Source organism: Mammaliicoccus sp. C-M13, from assembly GCF_022386845.1.
Classification (GTDB): Bacteria; Bacillota; Bacilli; order Staphylococcales; family Staphylococcaceae; genus Mammaliicoccus; species Mammaliicoccus lentus.
The window spans coordinates 1-15,860 of sequence record NZ_JAJNHQ010000002.1 but is presented as its reverse complement, the minus strand read 5'-3'; the positions used below and the strand labels follow the sequence as shown (position 1 = coordinate 15,860).

General features: G+C 31.4%; 16 protein-coding genes and 1 riboswitch. Of the genes, 6 read left to right on the top strand and 10 right to left on the bottom strand.

The window, feature by feature from the left end:
* The first annotated feature begins 9 nt into the window (after window positions 1–9).
* From LQ615_RS01780 to crcB (LQ615_RS01770), 3 genes are all read left to right on the top strand, one after another.
* A complete protein-coding gene (locus LQ615_RS01780; protein WP_017001140.1) occupies window positions 10–312 on the top strand; it encodes a hypothetical protein in 303 nt (100 codons plus the stop codon).
* Between the two features lie 181 nt (window positions 313–493).
* Window positions 494–859: a fluoride efflux transporter CrcB gene (crcB, locus tag LQ615_RS01775; protein ID WP_135032621.1), complete on the top strand. Its 366-nt coding sequence runs from the start codon at window positions 494–496 to the stop codon at window positions 857–859.
* Window positions 856–1,203: a fluoride efflux transporter CrcB gene (gene crcB / locus LQ615_RS01770; protein WP_064205311.1), complete on the top strand. Its 348-nt coding sequence runs from the start codon at window positions 856–858 to the stop codon at window positions 1,201–1,203. Before crcB (LQ615_RS01775) ends, crcB (LQ615_RS01770) begins: the two co-directional genes overlap by 4 nt.
* Window positions 1,204–1,340: 137 nt before the next feature.
* Here the strand turns inward: crcB (LQ615_RS01770) and LQ615_RS01765 are convergent, their stop codons facing one another.
* The 4 genes from LQ615_RS01765 to metK all read right to left on the bottom strand — a co-directional run bounded on the left by LQ615_RS01765 (window position 1,341) and on the right by metK (window position 6,031).
* Window positions 1,341–2,183, bottom strand: coding sequence for an aldo/keto reductase (locus tag LQ615_RS01765; protein ID WP_017001137.1), 843 nt, complete (start codon window positions 2,181–2,183; stop codon window positions 1,341–1,343).
* 23 nt (window positions 2,184–2,206) lie between these two features.
* Window positions 2,207–3,589 (bottom strand): NAD-dependent succinate-semialdehyde dehydrogenase, encoded by a 1,383-nt coding sequence (locus tag LQ615_RS01760; protein ID WP_070045732.1) that lies wholly within the window; start codon window positions 3,587–3,589, stop codon window positions 2,207–2,209.
* Between the two features lie 68 nt (window positions 3,590–3,657).
* Window positions 3,658–4,569 carry a nuclease-related domain-containing protein gene (locus LQ615_RS01755; RefSeq protein ID WP_064211344.1) on the bottom strand — a complete coding sequence of 304 codons (912 nt, stop codon included), beginning with the start codon at window positions 4,567–4,569 and terminating at the stop codon, window positions 3,658–3,660.
* 265 nt (window positions 4,570–4,834) lie between these two features.
* Window positions 4,835–6,031 (bottom strand): methionine adenosyltransferase, encoded by a 1,197-nt coding sequence (gene metK / locus LQ615_RS01750; protein ID WP_064205308.1) that lies wholly within the window; start codon window positions 6,029–6,031, stop codon window positions 4,835–4,837.
* Between the two features lie 105 nt (window positions 6,032–6,136).
* Window positions 6,137–6,249, bottom strand: a riboswitch (SAM riboswitch).
* A gap of 182 nt (window positions 6,250–6,431) precedes the next feature.
* Between metK and pckA the strand changes: the two genes are divergently transcribed.
* The gene (pckA, locus tag LQ615_RS01745) at window positions 6,432–8,033 is read left to right on the top strand and encodes a phosphoenolpyruvate carboxykinase (ATP) (RefSeq protein WP_064211346.1); all 1,602 of its coding nucleotides are present in this window, start codon (window positions 6,432–6,434) and stop codon (window positions 8,031–8,033) included.
* 40 nt (window positions 8,034–8,073) lie between these two features.
* Here pckA and LQ615_RS01740 read toward each other — a convergent pair whose 3' ends face one another.
* Window positions 8,074–8,844, bottom strand: coding sequence for an alpha/beta hydrolase family protein (locus LQ615_RS01740; protein WP_239703718.1), 771 nt, complete (start codon window positions 8,842–8,844; stop codon window positions 8,074–8,076).
* A complete protein-coding gene (gene ytkD / locus LQ615_RS01735; protein ID WP_239703714.1) occupies window positions 8,828–9,292 on the bottom strand; it encodes an RNA deprotection pyrophosphohydrolase in 465 nt (154 codons plus the stop codon). The genes LQ615_RS01740 and ytkD overlap by 17 nt, the downstream gene beginning before the upstream one ends.
* 66 nt (window positions 9,293–9,358) lie before the next feature.
* On the opposite strand from ytkD, the gene LQ615_RS01730 reads away from it, so the two are divergent.
* Window positions 9,359–10,144, top strand: a complete 786-nt coding sequence (locus LQ615_RS01730; RefSeq protein WP_239705580.1) for a DUF6612 family protein — start codon at window positions 9,359–9,361, stop codon at window positions 10,142–10,144.
* A gap of 10 nt (window positions 10,145–10,154) precedes the next feature.
* On the top strand, window positions 10,155–10,385 hold the full coding sequence (yidD, locus tag LQ615_RS01725) for a membrane protein insertion efficiency factor YidD (protein WP_064205391.1): 231 nt from the start codon (window positions 10,155–10,157) through the stop codon (window positions 10,383–10,385).
* A gap of 61 nt (window positions 10,386–10,446) precedes the next feature.
* Here yidD and menC read toward each other — a convergent pair whose 3' ends face one another.
* The 4 genes from menC to LQ615_RS01705 form a co-directional block, all read right to left on the bottom strand.
* Entirely contained in the window at window positions 10,447–11,460 is a 1,014-nt protein-coding gene (menC, locus tag LQ615_RS01720; protein WP_239703716.1) for an o-succinylbenzoate synthase, read from the bottom strand.
* Window positions 11,447–12,850 (bottom strand): o-succinylbenzoate--CoA ligase, encoded by a 1,404-nt coding sequence (menE, locus tag LQ615_RS01715; RefSeq protein ID WP_147641044.1) that lies wholly within the window; start codon window positions 12,848–12,850, stop codon window positions 11,447–11,449. The genes menC and menE overlap by 14 nt, the downstream gene beginning before the upstream one ends.
* Before the next feature lie 201 nt (window positions 12,851–13,051).
* Window positions 13,052–14,218 carry an MFS transporter gene (locus LQ615_RS01710; protein WP_064205394.1) on the bottom strand — a complete coding sequence of 389 codons (1,167 nt, stop codon included), beginning with the start codon at window positions 14,216–14,218 and terminating at the stop codon, window positions 13,052–13,054.
* 138 nt (window positions 14,219–14,356) lie between these two features.
* A complete protein-coding gene (locus tag LQ615_RS01705) occupies window positions 14,357–15,199 on the bottom strand; it encodes a DegV family protein (RefSeq protein ID WP_064205395.1) in 843 nt (280 codons plus the stop codon).
* Window positions 15,200–15,860 lie beyond the last annotated feature (661 nt).

Sequence of the window (15,860 nt, the reverse complement as noted above, 5' to 3'; positions counted from 1 at the left end):
GAGGCCATCATGGATAAAGCTAAACGCTATTTTTATATATCAGTTGTACTCATGATTATTAGTTTATTTTTAAGTGCACAGAATCCTCTCATAGAATCATGGTTTGGATCTCTAGTATCACTTGTATTAATCAGCAGTATTTTAAACGGTATTCTATTACTTATTGCTGTTATTACAACTGATAAGTCAATTAAATATCAAACTGAAAAGCATAAAACTATTGCGAAAATCAGTAAATTTTTACCAATTTTATTATTTGTAGTTATTATTTACCACATTGTCGTTATAGTGAAATTCTTTGGTATAATTTAAGGTTAGGATATTATCAATGTCTCAACCTCTGTCATGATATTGACATAACTGACTGGAATGAAAAATGCGGTTATATCAAGCTTTTTTTTACTCCTAGTCACCCATACCGGGGCGGTACTATGAAATCTTTTTTGAAAAATAAGATTTCTGTCCCGCTCCTTTTTATTTTGGAGGTTTTTATATGATTTATGTCGTAATATTTATAGGTGGTGCAATTGGAGGTGGATTACGCTATCTTTCAAGTTTTATTATTTCAAGTAATACCTTCCCCTTCTCGACTTTATCAGTAAATCTAATTGGTGCTCTTCTTATGGGTATTTGCTCTACTTATTTTATAAAATATTTTAAAAAACACCCTTATATACAGAAAATGATAACAACTGGTTTCTTAGGTGCGCTCACTACGTATTCTAGTCTAAGTTTAGAAACAATACACTTGTTAAAAAGCGGACAATTTATATTAGCTTTTACTTATCTAACTATAAGTATTATCTTAGGATTTATATTTGTTGCTCTCGGATATAAGAAAGGGACAGAGGAAAAATGATATTAATTTTAATAATGATAGGCTCTGGTGTAGGAGCAGTACTTAGACATATGACAAATCAAATTATCAGTAAATTTTTCACGCAAAGTTTCCCCTTTGCTACATTAATCGTTAATATTGTTGGAAGCTTTATTATTGGTCTTTGTGCACAATATATAGCAGAAAGTTCACATATTTATTCGATATTAGCTATCGGTTTTTGTGGAGGTTACACAACTTTTTCAACACATATACTTGAAGTATATGAACGTTACTTATTAAAATCATATAAACAAATGATATTATATATAGCATTAACGGTTATATTATCATTAACTGCTTGTTATATAGGCTATATCATTTAACAAATTTCAAAGTTTTTTAAAGTAATAACACCTATACTTAGGCATTCATACACTTAAAAATTCGAAAAAATTCTCCCAATCCAAAATTTTAAAATCTAACGGATTAGGAGAATTTATTTATATTTTACTTGTTCACCTTATTTACCAGTAAATTTCTCTGGGTCAGGTCCAATTCTTTCGTCTTTATTTAAATTATTTAATCGTGACAATTGATCTTCATTTAATTCAAAATCAAAAACATTTAAATTTTCTTCAATTCTTGATGGTGTTACTGATTTAGGTATCACAACTATATCTTCGTCAATATTCCATCTAATGATAACTTGAGCCGGTGTTTTACCTATTTCTTCTGCTATCTCTTTAACTGTTTCATCTTCTAAAATTTGTCCATTCATTAATGGAGACCATGATTGAGCTACAATTTTTTGTGCTTTTAAGTATGTTCTTAAGTCTTTTTGAGTTAGATATGGATGGCATTCAATTTGATTAATCACTGGTTTAATAGATGCTTCTTGTAACAAACTTTCTAAATGTGAAACATTAAAATTACTCACACCTATATTTTTAATTTTGCCATCGTTATATAAAGCTTCCATTGCTTTCCAAGTTTCAGCAATTAATTCTTTATCGTCTCCAGGCCAATGAATCAGATATAAATCTACATAGTCTAGCCCCAGTCTTTGTAATGAAGCTTCATATGCATTTTGGACATTTTCCATACCGTAATCCGTCATCCATAATTTAGTAGTTATAAATAAATCTTCTCTATTTAAGCCTGCTGATTCTAAACCTTCTTTAATACCTTGGCCTACTTTTTCTTCATTTTTGTAAGTTTGTGCTGTATCTATATGACGGTAACCACTTTCTATAGCATGTTTAACCGCTTCTCTACATTCATCATTGTTTTCAACTCTAAACGTTCCTAATCCTAGTGCTGGTATTGTATTACCATTGTAAAATTCTACTTGTTTCTGTGTCATGTTATTTCCTCCTGGTTTTATCTTTATAATAGTATTGAAGCTACTTTTGTTTCTAGATATGGCTCAATACCTTCTGAACCGCCTTCTCGGCCAAAACCACTTTCTTTCATACCACCGAACGGGATATGTGCAGCACTTGGACCTCCATCATTCCAACCAATCACACCATAATTTAAGTTTTCATATAATTCTATGCCAGTTGCATAATTTTCTGTAAAGAAATATGCTGCTAAACCAAATGGTGTATCATTCGCCTTCTTGATTACTTCTTCTAATGAGTTATATGTTTGAATTGGTATAACTGGCCCAAATGTTTCTTCAAACATAATTTTCATATCATCAGTAACTTCAGATAGAATAGTTGGCTCTACAAAATAACCACCATCTTTATAACTATCTCCTCCAGTTACTACACGGGCACCTTTACTAGTTGCATCATCAATATGTGATTTTATTTTCTCAAATCCATCACTATTGATTACAGGACCAATGTCAGTAGATTCATTTTGCCCGTTACCTACTTTCAATTTGTTCACTTCAGATTTTAATGAAGATTCAAATTTATCTTTAATAGATTCATGTACATATATTCTATTAGCACATACGCAAGTTTGACCAGCATTTCTAAACTTAGATGCTATTGTACCTTGTACGGCTTTTTCTATATCAGCATCTTCATGAACAATTAAAGGTGCGTGCCCTCCTAATTCTAACGTAACTTTTTTAAGAGTTGAACTAGATTGCTCCATTAATTGTTTACCTACTGGTGTAGAACCAGTGTAAGTGATTTTAGAAATTAATTCATGGCTTGTAAAGATTTTACCAACGTCTTTACCTGAACCATTAACGTATTGTATAACATCTTTATCAAAACCAGCTTCATGAGCTAAATCTACAAATTTCATTGTTGTTAATGGTGTATCTTGTGCAGGTTTACAAATAAATGTACATCCTGCTGCTAGAGCTGGCGCTGCTTTTCTTGTCATCATTGCTGCTGGGAAATTCCATGGTGTAATACTTGCGACAACACCCACTGGTGCTCTAGTTACGATTAATCTTTTATTATCTACATGCTCTGGTATTGCTCTGCCATAAGTTCTTTTAGCTTCTTCAGCAAACCATAAAATGTAATCTGTAGCATACTTTACTTCACCTTTTGATTCTTTTAATGGTTTACCACTTTCTTTAGTCATAATTAACGCAATTTCTTCTTCTTGTTCTAAAATGAGCTCACGCCATTTATATAGAAGTGCACTTCTTTCGTGAGCTGTTGTTTTTTTAAATTTTTGAAAAGCATGATGAGCATTTTCAATCATTTCGTTAATCTCTTCTTCACTATTATTGTTCAAAGTTTCAATAATTTCTTCCGTAGCAGGATTTCTAACATCAAATTGTTTCTCACTCATTTTCACAACCACCTTTTCATATTATTTATAAAAAAAGAAAACGCTACTATTATTGTAGCGTTTTCTGCTTAAGGATTAAACTTTTCTAACTCGTCCATTATTCTTTCTAGATCTTCAACACTGTATTGGAATCTTCCATGGAATACAAATTTATTGAAGAAATGTTGTAATTGTTGTTCACCAACAAGCACTTTAATATTTGGATCTTGTGAGTAATTACTAATTGTGGCTTCATCCACTTCATCAGGATGGAAATAGATGATTGGTGTTGGCGTATATTTAAGTTCGAGTTGTCTTTGTAATTCTTCAGATGTTTCGTCCACTTCTTTAACTTTATCAGTATAATCATGAAATGCAGCTGATTTTTTACTAGCTTGTTTTTCAAGGAGTAAAGTTTGTTCTTTTTTAGGATTTAAATCCAATGTTTCAAACACTTGCCCAAGTACAGGGAACTCACTAAATTGCTGTTCAGTTATACCATGATATATATGGCCGTTTACCAAATTAGAGTCAATAACATAAATACCAGTTCTCGTTAAAACAATATGATCGATTTGATGTACCTTACCTAAAGGATCTTTAGGTAAAAAGATATTTGCCATTATATGCATATCTTCAGGTCTTATTCTTCGTTCATTAACAAGTTGATCACGGAGATCTAATAAATGTCTATCAGTTATATATTCTCCTTCATTTTTCGAAAATATTTTTAATGAGTCAATTTCTCTTTCTTTTTGAGAAATTTCAACTTGATGCTCTTCTTTTTGTTTAGATAGAACCTTTTTGTTTTCTACTCGTTCATGGTCCAATTTTTCTTTGTGTTCAGATTTAAGTGACTCATTTTGCTTCTTATGTTGTTCCTGAACTTTCGCCAAAGAATTCTTTCTTTGTTTTAATGAAACAAAGAACAATATGATAAATATTATCGCAATAACGACAGCTGCGATTAATCCATAATGAATCGGTTCTAATTGACTCATATTTGCTGATCGCTCCCTTTCTTATGTATTACATCTATTATAGTAAATATTATAAATAAATTCAGTATATATCTTCAATATTCTTCTCTAATTTAAGTATTATTTTTTGATTTTTTAAATACATCGTACATTTCTATAGTTAATACACACTTTATTAGTAAATTAAAATTCTCAGATATCTAAGAAAATATATAAAAAGAATCTCACCACTAGATCATATAACTAATGATGAGACTCTTTTTTGATACTGATTTTACTTTTAGGTTTATTTATTTACTAAATCTTTTAATAATTCTACTTTATCTAATTGTTCCCATGGTAGTTCTACATCAGTTCTACCAAAATGACCGTATGCTGCAGTCTTTTTATATATTGGTTGTCTTAAGTTTAGCATTTGAATAATACCCGCTGGTCTTAAATCAAATAATTCTCTTATTTTTTCTACTAGTACATTTTCTTCAACTTTACCAGTACCAGCAGTGTCAACTGCAATTGAAACAGGTTGTGCTACTCCAATTGCGTAAGCAAGTTGAACTTCACATTTATCAGCTAGGCCGCTAGCTACGATATTTTTAGCTACATAACGAGCCGCATAAGCACCAGATCTATCAACTTTAGTTGGGTCTTTACCACTGAAGCAACCTCCACCGTGTCTAGCATAACCACCATATGTATCAACGATGATTTTTCTACCTGTTAAACCTGCGTCTCCTTGTGGCCCACCAATAACAAATCTTCCAGTAGGATTAATAAAGAATTTTGTTTGATCATCTAATAATTCCTTAGGAACGATTGGATATATAACATGATCTTTAATATCTTGTTGAATTTTTTCTAATTCTATTTTTTCATGATGTTGTGAAGAAACAACAATAGTATCTACTCTTAAAGGTTTATCATTTTCGTCGTATTCTATTGTTACTTGTGTCTTTCCATCTGGACGTAAATATTCTAAAGTGCCATCTTTACGTACATCAGTTAATCTTTTTGACAATTGATGAGCTAGATATACTGGTAACGGCATATATGTTTCAGTTTCATTTGTAGCATAACCAAACATTAAGCCTTGGTCTCCAGCACCGATAGACTCAATTTCACTATCTGTTAAATCGTCTCTATCTTCTAAAGCACAATCAACACCTTGAGCAATATCAGGTGATTGTTCATCGATAGCTGTTAGTATTGCCATTGTTTGGAAATCATAACCATACTTCGCTCTAGTATACCCTATATCTTTTACAGTCTCTCTTACTACTTTCGGAATATCTACGTATGTTGAAGTTGATATTTCTCCTGAAATTAAAGCCATACCTGTAGTTACAGTTGTTTCACAAGCGACTCTCGCTTTTGGATCACCTTTTAGTAATTCATCTAAAATTGCATCAGATATTTGGTCGGCAATTTTATCAGGATGTCCTTCTGTTACTGATTCGGATGTGAAGAGTCTTCTGTTTTTTGACATAAAAAATCTCCTTTAGATTATGTTGTACGGTCTCTTCCTCAGTGCAAATAAAAAGTGCCTTCTCTCTATAAAACAATAGAGAGAAGGCACACTCGTGTCCATTCGCTCTTATCGTTCAGACAATATTGGTCTGCAAACGGTTTGGCACCTTCCTTTCATTTAGAAAGAGGTTGCTGGGTTTCATTGGGTCCATGTCCCTCCACCACTCAGGATAAGAGAATCCGTCAGAAATGATAATACTAAAGTTTTAGAATTATGTCAATGAAACACGAAATAAATATTTTGTCATAAACTTTTAACAATAAATTCGTTTATTAGTATAGACTATTTATCTCAATGTGTTATACTAATTCCATGAAAATGCTTACAAAATAATTTTTAGACATGGGGGTCGTCATTTATGGCAATACAGTCAATTACAGAATCAATCGAATTAACTAATCTTCTTAGCAAAGAAACAACTTTAAAACAACTTTCTAGATCTGAGTTGTACAAACACATTTTAGAATCAGGTGAAGGTGTGTTAACTGAATCCGGAGCTATTAGAATGGAAACTGGTAAATACACAGGTCGCTCACCTAAAGACAAATTTATTGTTAAAGAAGAGGACACGGAACAAGATATAGATTGGGGTTCTATAAACCAGCCTATTTCTGAACACAGTTTTTTAAATTTATATGATCAAGTTATTGACTATTTAAACCAAAAATCACAACTTTATGTCTTCAACGGATATGCGGGTGCCGATGAATCTACTCGTTTAGATTTACGTGTTATAAACGAACTACCTTGGCATAATTTATTTGCACAAAATATGTTTATCCGCCCTGAAACAAAAGAAGAGGCTTTAAATATCAATCCTAATTTCACAATAATAAGTGCCCCTGGTTTCAAAGCAGACCCTGAAAAAGATGGAACAAACTCTGAAACATTTATTATTACTTCTTTTAAACATCGTGTAATTTTAATTGGCGGAACAGAATATGCTGGAGAAATGAAAAAAGGTATTTTTTCAGTTATGAATTACCTTCTTCCTAAAAAAGGTATCATGAGCATGCACTGTTCTGCAAATGTTGGATACAATAATGACGTTGCTTTATTCTTTGGTCTATCTGGAACAGGAAAAACAACTTTATCAGCTGATCCAAACAGAAAATTAATTGGTGATGATGAACATGGTTGGAACGAAAATGGCGTATTTAATATTGAAGGTGGCTGTTATGCTAAAACTGTAAGTTTAAGCCAAGAAAAAGAACCTCAAATATATGATGCTATTCGTTACGGTACAGTCTTAGAGAATGTTGGTGTGCAAAAAGATGGTACGGTTGATTATGACGATACAACATTAACTGAAAACACACGAGCTGCATATCCAATTGACTTCATTGATAATATCGTACAACCGTCAATTGCAGGTCATCCAAATACTATTATTTTCTTAACAGCTGACGCATTTGGTGTGTTACCACCTATTTCAAAACTTGATAAATCTCAAGCTATGTATCATTTCTTAAGTGGTTTCACTTCTAAATTAGCTGGTACAGAAAGAGGCGTAACGAGCCCTCAACCAGTGTTCTCAACATGCTTCGGTTCACCGTTCTTACCATTACATGCAACAGAATATGCTGAGTTACTCGGTAAATTAATTGATGAACATGGAGTAGACGTTTACTTAGTAAATACAGGATGGACTGGCGGAGAATATGGTGTTGGTTCTAGAATGGAATTAAAATATACTCGTTCTATGATAAGACGTGCAATAAGCGGAGAAATTAAAAACTCCGAATTTATTCAAGATGAAATATTCGGTTTGAATATTCCTAAACATGTAGCTGGCGTACCTTCAGAAATTTTATATCCTCGTAATACTTGGGTATCTCAAGAAGCGTATGATGAAAAAGCTAAACAACTTGCAAAGGACTTTAAAGAGAATTTCTCTAAATTCGGTGAAGCTTCTGAACACATTCAAGAAGAAGGCGGATTTAGTTATAATCGAATTTAATCTTATATTAGAGAAAAAACTGAGCCCATTTATTTATGGCTCAGTTTTTTTGTTCACATAAATTCATCCAATTTTGTAGTTCGATTAAAGTTTCTTTTTCTGTTTGAGGTCTAAAAACGTGACCTTCCCCTTGTTTATAAATCGTTTTGTGAAAGACGGTTTCTTTTATTAAATGTTGTTCTAAGTGGTAAGCCATTTCTATTCCTACTTGAGCATCCTCATCTCCATGAATAATTAATATAGGCGGGCTGTCTTCATGAATCATTTTAAGGGCATCACGCCTTTCATAAGCTTCCGGTTGCTTCTTAGGGTGACCTACCATACGACGCAGCATTCCTCTCAAATCAACACGTTCTTTATACATCATAAGCATATCTGTTACCCCGCCCCATATAATATAACTAGATGCTTTTACTTTTTGATACGTAAGCAGACCTTGTATTCCACCTCTTGAAAAACCTATCATATGAATAGGTGCTTCTGGATATTTTGATTTTAAAATATTAATGCCAGTAATAACATCATTTAAATCATCACCACAAAACTCATCTCTTCCTTCGCTACCGTTACTTCCTCGATAATATGGTGCAAAAACAAGTGTATTTGGATTTTTAAATTGAGCCATTCTACCTGGTCGAACTCTACCTACTTGACCCTTACCACCTCTTAAATAAACAACAATGCGTTTCACTTTGGCATGGGGAGTCATGAGCAAGCCTCTCACTTTTAAGTCATCTACTGAATAAGTAACTTCTTCAGTGTAATGATTGTTAAAAAATATAGGCATTCTTTTTCTATTTAAGAAATCCAAGTTCATACACCCTTTCTAAACATGTTAATATTGCATTATCTTTAAGTAAAAAACTTTTATCTTCTTCGTTGACTTCATTTATATTATCTACAATTATAGGACCATACGTCTCTAAATAATCATTTTTTTCGAATATTTCTTCAACATTAACAATATATACATCTTTATCAAATGGAATTTTATCATGGACGATATATGAGGCAATAAACATGGCACACTTAGCTTTAGCGCCCGTTTCTTCGTATAATTCTCGAATAACTGCTTCTTTATTCGTTTCATTTTTTTCAACTTTTCCACCAGGTAACTCTATACCTCTTATTTTATGGTGTGTTAGAACAATTTGATTGTTATATATAGGTATCGCTAATACATGCTTTGCATGTTGGGCTTCTATTTGTTCTTTAAATTGTAGATCAACAAACAATCCATTTGGATCTTTATAACGCATGATACACGACCTCTTTCATTGATTATGATAAACTGTATATATATTTTATTAGAAAGGTAGAAACTATTGAAAAAGTTAATTTTTACAACCCTTGTTATGACAATTACTCTTATTCTAGCAAGTTGTAGTCAACAAGGTCAAAATAATTATAAAGATAGCTCAGATGCTATTGAATCTTTCCAGAAAAACATTAAGAAAATTGATACTCATTCAATTCATTCTAAAAATGTAACGACGGTTGATTATCAAGATAAAAAGGTAAAATTGAATCAAGAATCGTACGGTCGTACTAATCACCACGATAAGCTAGCTTTCAATATCGAACAAGAAAGTAATAGTAAAGCATTTAAAACGATGAACAAAAGTATATATGTTGACTCAAACAAACTCAAATCTTCACCTAAATCTAATTACTTAAATTATCATACACAAAATGCAGAAGTTGATTATTATCAAAAACTTGGTCAAGATTGGTTTGATTTAACAACATTTAACCAAAGTTTACTAAAACCTATTGAAGATGATATCAATTTAGAAGATAGAACATTGTCTTACGAAGGTACAGGTAAAGTTATGAAATACTTATATGATTTTGGTTATAGTCAATCACCTTTAATTGACCAAAATTCATTAAGTAATATAAGTGATTTAAAAATTAAAAAAGGTAACTTTAAATTATCATTCCAAAAGAATAAAAGCTTGCCTAAACAGCTTACATTTGACATAGAAGCTACTGGAAAAATTAAAAATGAGAATATTAAAATCCACATGAAACAAACGACAGATTTCTATAAATTTAACAGCACAAATGTGAAGCCATATAAAAATTTAACAAACAATCAATATAAATAGGAGCTTAGCAATGAAAAAATTATTTATTAAGCTAATTCGATTATATCAAAGATATATTTCGCCTCTTACGCCTCCAACATGTCGCTTTCATCCGACATGTTCTAATTACGCTATAGAAGCAATTTCCGAATACGGCGTTCTCAAAGGAACTTGGTTGGCTATTAAAAGAATACTAAAGTGCCATCCATTTCACCCAGGCGGTTTTGATCCAGTACCACCTAAAAAAGACCATAAACATTAATATTTATATATTATAAGTCCAGTTAGCTGCTGTAAAAATACTAATTAAGTCTGAGACCTTTCTACATCTCAGACTTAATTTTTTTTAATTTATTATATATAACAACAGGCGGTGAATATAACAAGCTTTGATTTGTTAACTTTGAAGATTTATAGACAAAGTCATCTTCAAAATAATAATCACTTGGCGTTATATCACTTGGTAAATCACTATATTGTGCCAAATATGCTGTGAAATAACTACTTAAACCAAATTCATACATACCACCTATAACGACTTTCAATTGATTTTCTTTACAATATTGTATAATCTCTAAAGCTTTGTCTATTCCACCTACTCTTGATGGTTTAATAACAACACCATCAATTACGTTTGATTCTCGAAACTTTTGTATCATTTCTAAACTTGTAGCAGACTCATCAATAAAAACAGGTATTTCTAATTTATTAGTTACTTCTTTGTATTGTTTAAGTTCTTTAAATGGTTGTTCTACATAAATAAAATTTTCATCATAAAAACTATTTAGCACTTTTATAATATCTGTATTTAAAACACCATTCGCATCGATTGCTCTTTTAACTTCAGGATAATTCATCTTCAAATATTTCATATCCTCTTTTATATTATCATTCCATTTTACTTTGATGCGCGATGGCAATCGACCGTTGTAGCTTTTAAAATATTCTTGAAGGCTCCCACTAATTGTTGCACCATAATCTACTTCTATCTCTTGTAACTCATGAAATTTTTGAAAGAATATCATAGACATGACGCTTCTTGCATTGGGATAGTCGTTTAAAGACTCTAATGATAAACTAGCTTTATCATAACTATCAAGTTGGTTGTATTTATTATTTTTATACCATATGGTTAAAATATTTTGAACAGATTGTATCGTCTCATAATGGTACCAATTAGTAGAAAAAGCATTACATTCACCGTAAAAAGTATTTCCTTCATAATCTTTCCATTCAACTACTAATACTTCCCTACTATCAAGTTCAATTAAAGGCGTTTTAATGGGAATCTTAAATTCAGCAGTAAACGTATAAAAGTTCATTTCATTTCCTAACATAATCTACCCACGCCTTTACTTTATGTCTAGATAACTTGCCCGTCGAAGTTCTTGGAATTTCTTTAATTTTATAAAAATGTTTAGGATGTTTATACTTGGCTAAATGATTGTTTAACAAGTTGATTAATTCCTCATCTTTAATTTGTTTAGATGATTCATATACAAGTGCAGGAACTTGCCCCCATTTTTCATCTTCTACCGGAACGGCTACACAATTAATGATGTCTATATGGTTTAACACAACATGTTCAATTTCAAATGGATATATATTTTCGCCACCACTTATGATTAAATCTTTTCTCCGATCATAAATAAAAATAAATCCTTCGTCATTAATAGAACCAATATCCCCCGTTTTAAAATATCCATTTATAAAATCTTCTTCAGGATTATTAGATGTTAAATAACCATTCATTACATTTTCACCCAATACAGCTACTTCCCCGTGGCCTTGCTCATTACTATTTATAATTTTCAACTTAACATTTGAAGGTACTTTTCCTACAGTTTCTGGTTCCTCTTTCAACATATCAGGACTTGCTGTAACGAATTGAGAACACGTTTCTGTCATACCAAATGAATTATATATAGGTAACGATCTACTTAAAGACTCTTTAATAAGTGAAGGAGATAATTTTGCCCCTCCTAATAATATTTTTTCTAAATTGTATGGTTGGTCTAAATTTGATTCCATTAACCATTGCAAAGTTTGAGGTACGAGTGATATATGAGTTATATTATTGTTTTTTATAAGATTCATTACACGATTTGTCTCAAATTTCGGTTCAATGATTATCGTAAAACCAAAGATTAAACTTCTAATCAATACACTTAGTCCTGATATATGATAAATAGGTAACACTGAAAGCCACCGAGTTGATTCACCAAAACCTAAGCTTTCTTTACAACCAAGTGCACTATAATAATGATTGTTAAATGTTTGAGGAACAGCTTTAGCAGGTCCTGTTGTGCCAGAAGTGAACATAATTGTGGCAATTTTATTTATATTAAATGGCTCAATTTCATATACTTCGTTTCGTCCTTCAATATCATTTATATTGATTACTTTTTGATTTATTTTTAAATCTTGATAACTTAAAACTGTATGAACATCTATGCAGTTTAATTGGTTTTCAATTTCTTTAGCAGTTAATTTCGTATTGATCATAACAAGCTCAACATTTTCCAACCATGCACCTATAATAAGTGCAGCATGATGGATATCATTTTTAATATATAAAGCTACTCTTTCAAGATTTAACTCATTCAAAAATTGCGCATATTTTTTTGCATCTTTTAATAATTCTTTATAAGTTAAAATGTTTTCTCCTTGCTGAATCGCTATTTTATGAGGTGTTTTAATTACACGTTCCTCAATCCAATGTCTCATTTGTTATTTGACCTCCTTACAACAATATATATTATACCTATAAATTAGTGGTAACACATAAAAAAAGCTTAAATATGTATGGATAAAAACATGAGTGTTGCATGACAAGCCCCACGTGCAACATAGTATCTCTGTCAACTACTGCCAATACAGAAAGAGAGTCTAGGACAATTATTTATGTCCTAGACTCCCAATAAAAAATTATGCAGTTTTTAAAGCTCTTTTTTTAGATAATGCTTGCTCTAATATTAAGAATATTAAACCAATAATTGTTAGGAACGGCGCAACTAATGCTAAATTTTCTGTTCCTAATTGGCTCACAACTACACCACCAATAGCTGCACCTAATGCATTCCCGATATTAAACGCTGATTGGTTTAACGTACTTGCTAGCATCGGAGCATCTTGAGAGACAATTGTACTCTTAAATTGTAATGACGGACTCATACTAAATCCAATCAAACCAAATACAAATATTCCTACTACCATTAGCACGCTATAGTTTTGAATGTAATACATTAAGAATATATAGATAGGAAATATAACGAATATAATTTGTAAGGCTTTGTTTAAGTTCCAATCTGCCAATCTTCCACCAATAATATTACCTAATGTAACCCCTACACCAAAGATAATTAAAACAAATGATATCCAACGTTCTTCAATATTAGAAACATTAATCAATATTTGTGAAATGTAAGTGAAGTAAGCAAATACACTACTAAATCCAAATAGTGTCACACCTAAAGTTAGCCATAATTTTAAATCTTTTAACACATTCAATTCATTCTTAATTGAAATTGGTTGCGTTTCTTCTTGATTTGGAACATATTTGATAATCCCTATAAGTGTAAATAAGCCTAAAACACTTATAACAACAAATGTCATTTTCCAGCCTAATAATTGACCAATAAATGTCCCGAATGGTACGCCGATAATATTACTTAATGTTAATCCCATAAACATTAAAGCCATAGCACTTGCTCTTTTATGAGGTGCTACCATATTTGCTGCGAATAATGATCCTATTCCAAAGAATGACCCATGAGCTAAAGCAGCTATAACCCTACTAATCATAAGTGAACCATAGTTAGGGGCGAAACTACCAATACCATTACCTATTATAAATATAGCCATTAATAAAATAAGCAAGTTCTTTCTAGGTAATTTATAAGTTGCTAGTACGATAATTGGTCCACCAATTGCTACACTCAGAGCATACCCTGTAATAAGTTGACCCGCATCAGATACAGAAACATTTAAGTCTCTCGCAATGTTTGGTAAAAGTCCCATAATTACAAACTCTGTCATACCAATTGCAAAAGCTCCTAAACTTAATATCCAAATCGCTAAAGGATATTTTTTCATTTATAGTCACTCCTTAATCATATTATTTTAATCAGATTTATCTATGATAGTACTTTTACAAATTTAAAACAAGAGTATATTTAATATTTCTCAAAATAAAAAAGTTGAGAAAATATTCTCAACTTTTAAAATATTTATTTACTTGTTTGTGTTAATCCATCCAACTGCTATTGTTTCATATCCCGTGTGTACACTTGCCACTGGTACAAGAGGTTCAACTGACACTTGAATATTTCTATTCAATGTAAGAATACGCTCTTTCCAAATATGTGCTTCTTTTTCATTACCAGCATGCAATACACCAATTCTTTCAACACCTTTAGCGATTGCTTCATCAATATGACGCACTAAATAAGCTTCTATCTTCTTCATACCTCGAGACTTAACTTCTAAATCGATTTTCCCATGCTCAAGTTTCAATAAAAGTTTAATATTCAATAAACTACTTAATAAATATTTACTATTTGTTACGCGACCACTATTTTTTAACTGCTGTAAATTTCTAGGCAATAAATATAGTTCACTTGAGTCTTTATAAGATTCTAATTGATTAACAATTTCATCAAATGAGCACCCGTCTTCAGCAAGTTTTCTACCCTGTTCTAATAAATCTTTCTGTGGAAAACTTCCCGTGCCGCTATCGATTACATGTATTTCCATCGGGAATGTCTGTGCAGTAGATAATGAAGAATTATAAGTGCCAGATAAAGCGCTAGAAGGATGTATTGCTATAACATGCGTATAACCTTCTTCTTGAATGTGTTGGTATGTTTCAATAAAATCTTGGGGCGTTGGTTGAGCAGTTTTTGCACCATTCCCATTTTCTTTTAACATTTCAAAAAATACATTTGAACTTTCAAATTCCGTATCTTTATATGGTTTTCCATCGATAATTGTTGATAAAGAAACAACAAACACATCTTTGCTATCAACATTATCATCAATATAAGTTGTAGTATCTATTAACCAAGCTAATTTCATACTTCCTCCAAAAAAACGCATCACTATCACGCTGTTTATTTAAGTTAATGGTATATCCCACTATCTCATCTTCATTTTTACCACAAAACCTATAAATTAACAATTAAAAATGCATGCCATAAATTTTTATGATTATACAATAAAATACATTTTATAATATCAATATATCTTTTGTAATTATGTTAATCGAATAACACCTATTTTTACAATTTCATTAAAAATTATTAATTATATTAATATATAAAGAGAGAGGGGCATAATTCTTTTTTAAAGATTTCATAGTCCCACTCGACAAGGATGACTAGAATTATAAAAAGCTTTGTATAAGCACATTTTCAATCCAGTCAGCTACTGCCAATATAGCAAACGAGCCTTAGTCATAAATGTCCTAAAAAACCCTAAAATACTATTATTAGTTGGAGTAATGACGGGGTAAATCCAATAAGAGTGTGTGTAGTTGGATTAATGAAGCAGAAAATCCAATAAAGGTGTGGGTACTTGGATTATTGTAGGAGTAAATCCAATAAAAACGTGTGTAGTTGGATTAATGAGGTAGAAAATCCAATAAAGGAGTCAAGTCCATATTTATGTGTAATATCTTTAGAAGTAATCAACCATTGGTTTTTTAGAATGTATTAACAAAATAAATCTGTTTGATTTT

What these genes read in the sequence shown, in the direction of transcription:
- LQ615_RS01780 (WP_017001140.1), top strand. Translation starts at nt 10, where the DNA reads ATGGATAAAGCTAAACGCTATTTTTATATATCAGTTGTACTCATGATT.
- crcB (WP_135032621.1), top strand. Translation starts at nt 494, where the DNA reads ATGATTTATGTCGTAATATTTATAGGTGGTGCAATTGGAGGTGGATTA.
- crcB (WP_064205311.1), top strand. Translation starts at nt 856, where the DNA reads ATGATATTAATTTTAATAATGATAGGCTCTGGTGTAGGAGCAGTACTT.
- LQ615_RS01765 (WP_017001137.1), bottom strand. Translation starts at nt 2,183, where the DNA reads ATGACACAGAAACAAGTAGAATTTTACAATGGTAATACAATACCAGCA.
- LQ615_RS01760 (WP_070045732.1), bottom strand. Translation starts at nt 3,589, where the DNA reads ATGAGTGAGAAACAATTTGATGTTAGAAATCCTGCTACGGAAGAAATT.
- LQ615_RS01755 (WP_064211344.1), bottom strand. Translation starts at nt 4,569, where the DNA reads ATGAGTCAATTAGAACCGATTCATTATGGATTAATCGCAGCTGTCGTT.
- metK (WP_064205308.1), bottom strand. Translation starts at nt 6,031, where the DNA reads ATGTCAAAAAACAGAAGACTCTTCACATCCGAATCAGTAACAGAAGGA.
- pckA (WP_064211346.1), top strand. Translation starts at nt 6,432, where the DNA reads ATGGCAATACAGTCAATTACAGAATCAATCGAATTAACTAATCTTCTT.
- ytkD (WP_239703714.1), bottom strand. Translation starts at nt 9,292, where the DNA reads ATGCGTTATAAAGATCCAAATGGATTGTTTGTTGATCTACAATTTAAA.
- yidD (WP_064205391.1), top strand. Translation starts at nt 10,155, where the DNA reads ATGAAAAAATTATTTATTAAGCTAATTCGATTATATCAAAGATATATT.
- menC (WP_239703716.1), bottom strand. Translation starts at nt 11,460, where the DNA reads ATGTTAGGAAATGAAATGAACTTTTATACGTTTACTGCTGAATTTAAG.
- menE (WP_147641044.1), bottom strand. Translation starts at nt 12,850, where the DNA reads ATGAGACATTGGATTGAGGAACGTGTAATTAAAACACCTCATAAAATA.
- LQ615_RS01710 (WP_064205394.1), bottom strand. Translation starts at nt 14,218, where the DNA reads ATGAAAAAATATCCTTTAGCGATTTGGATATTAAGTTTAGGAGCTTTT.
- LQ615_RS01705 (WP_064205395.1), bottom strand. Translation starts at nt 15,199, where the DNA reads ATGAAATTAGCTTGGTTAATAGATACTACAACTTATATTGATGATAAT.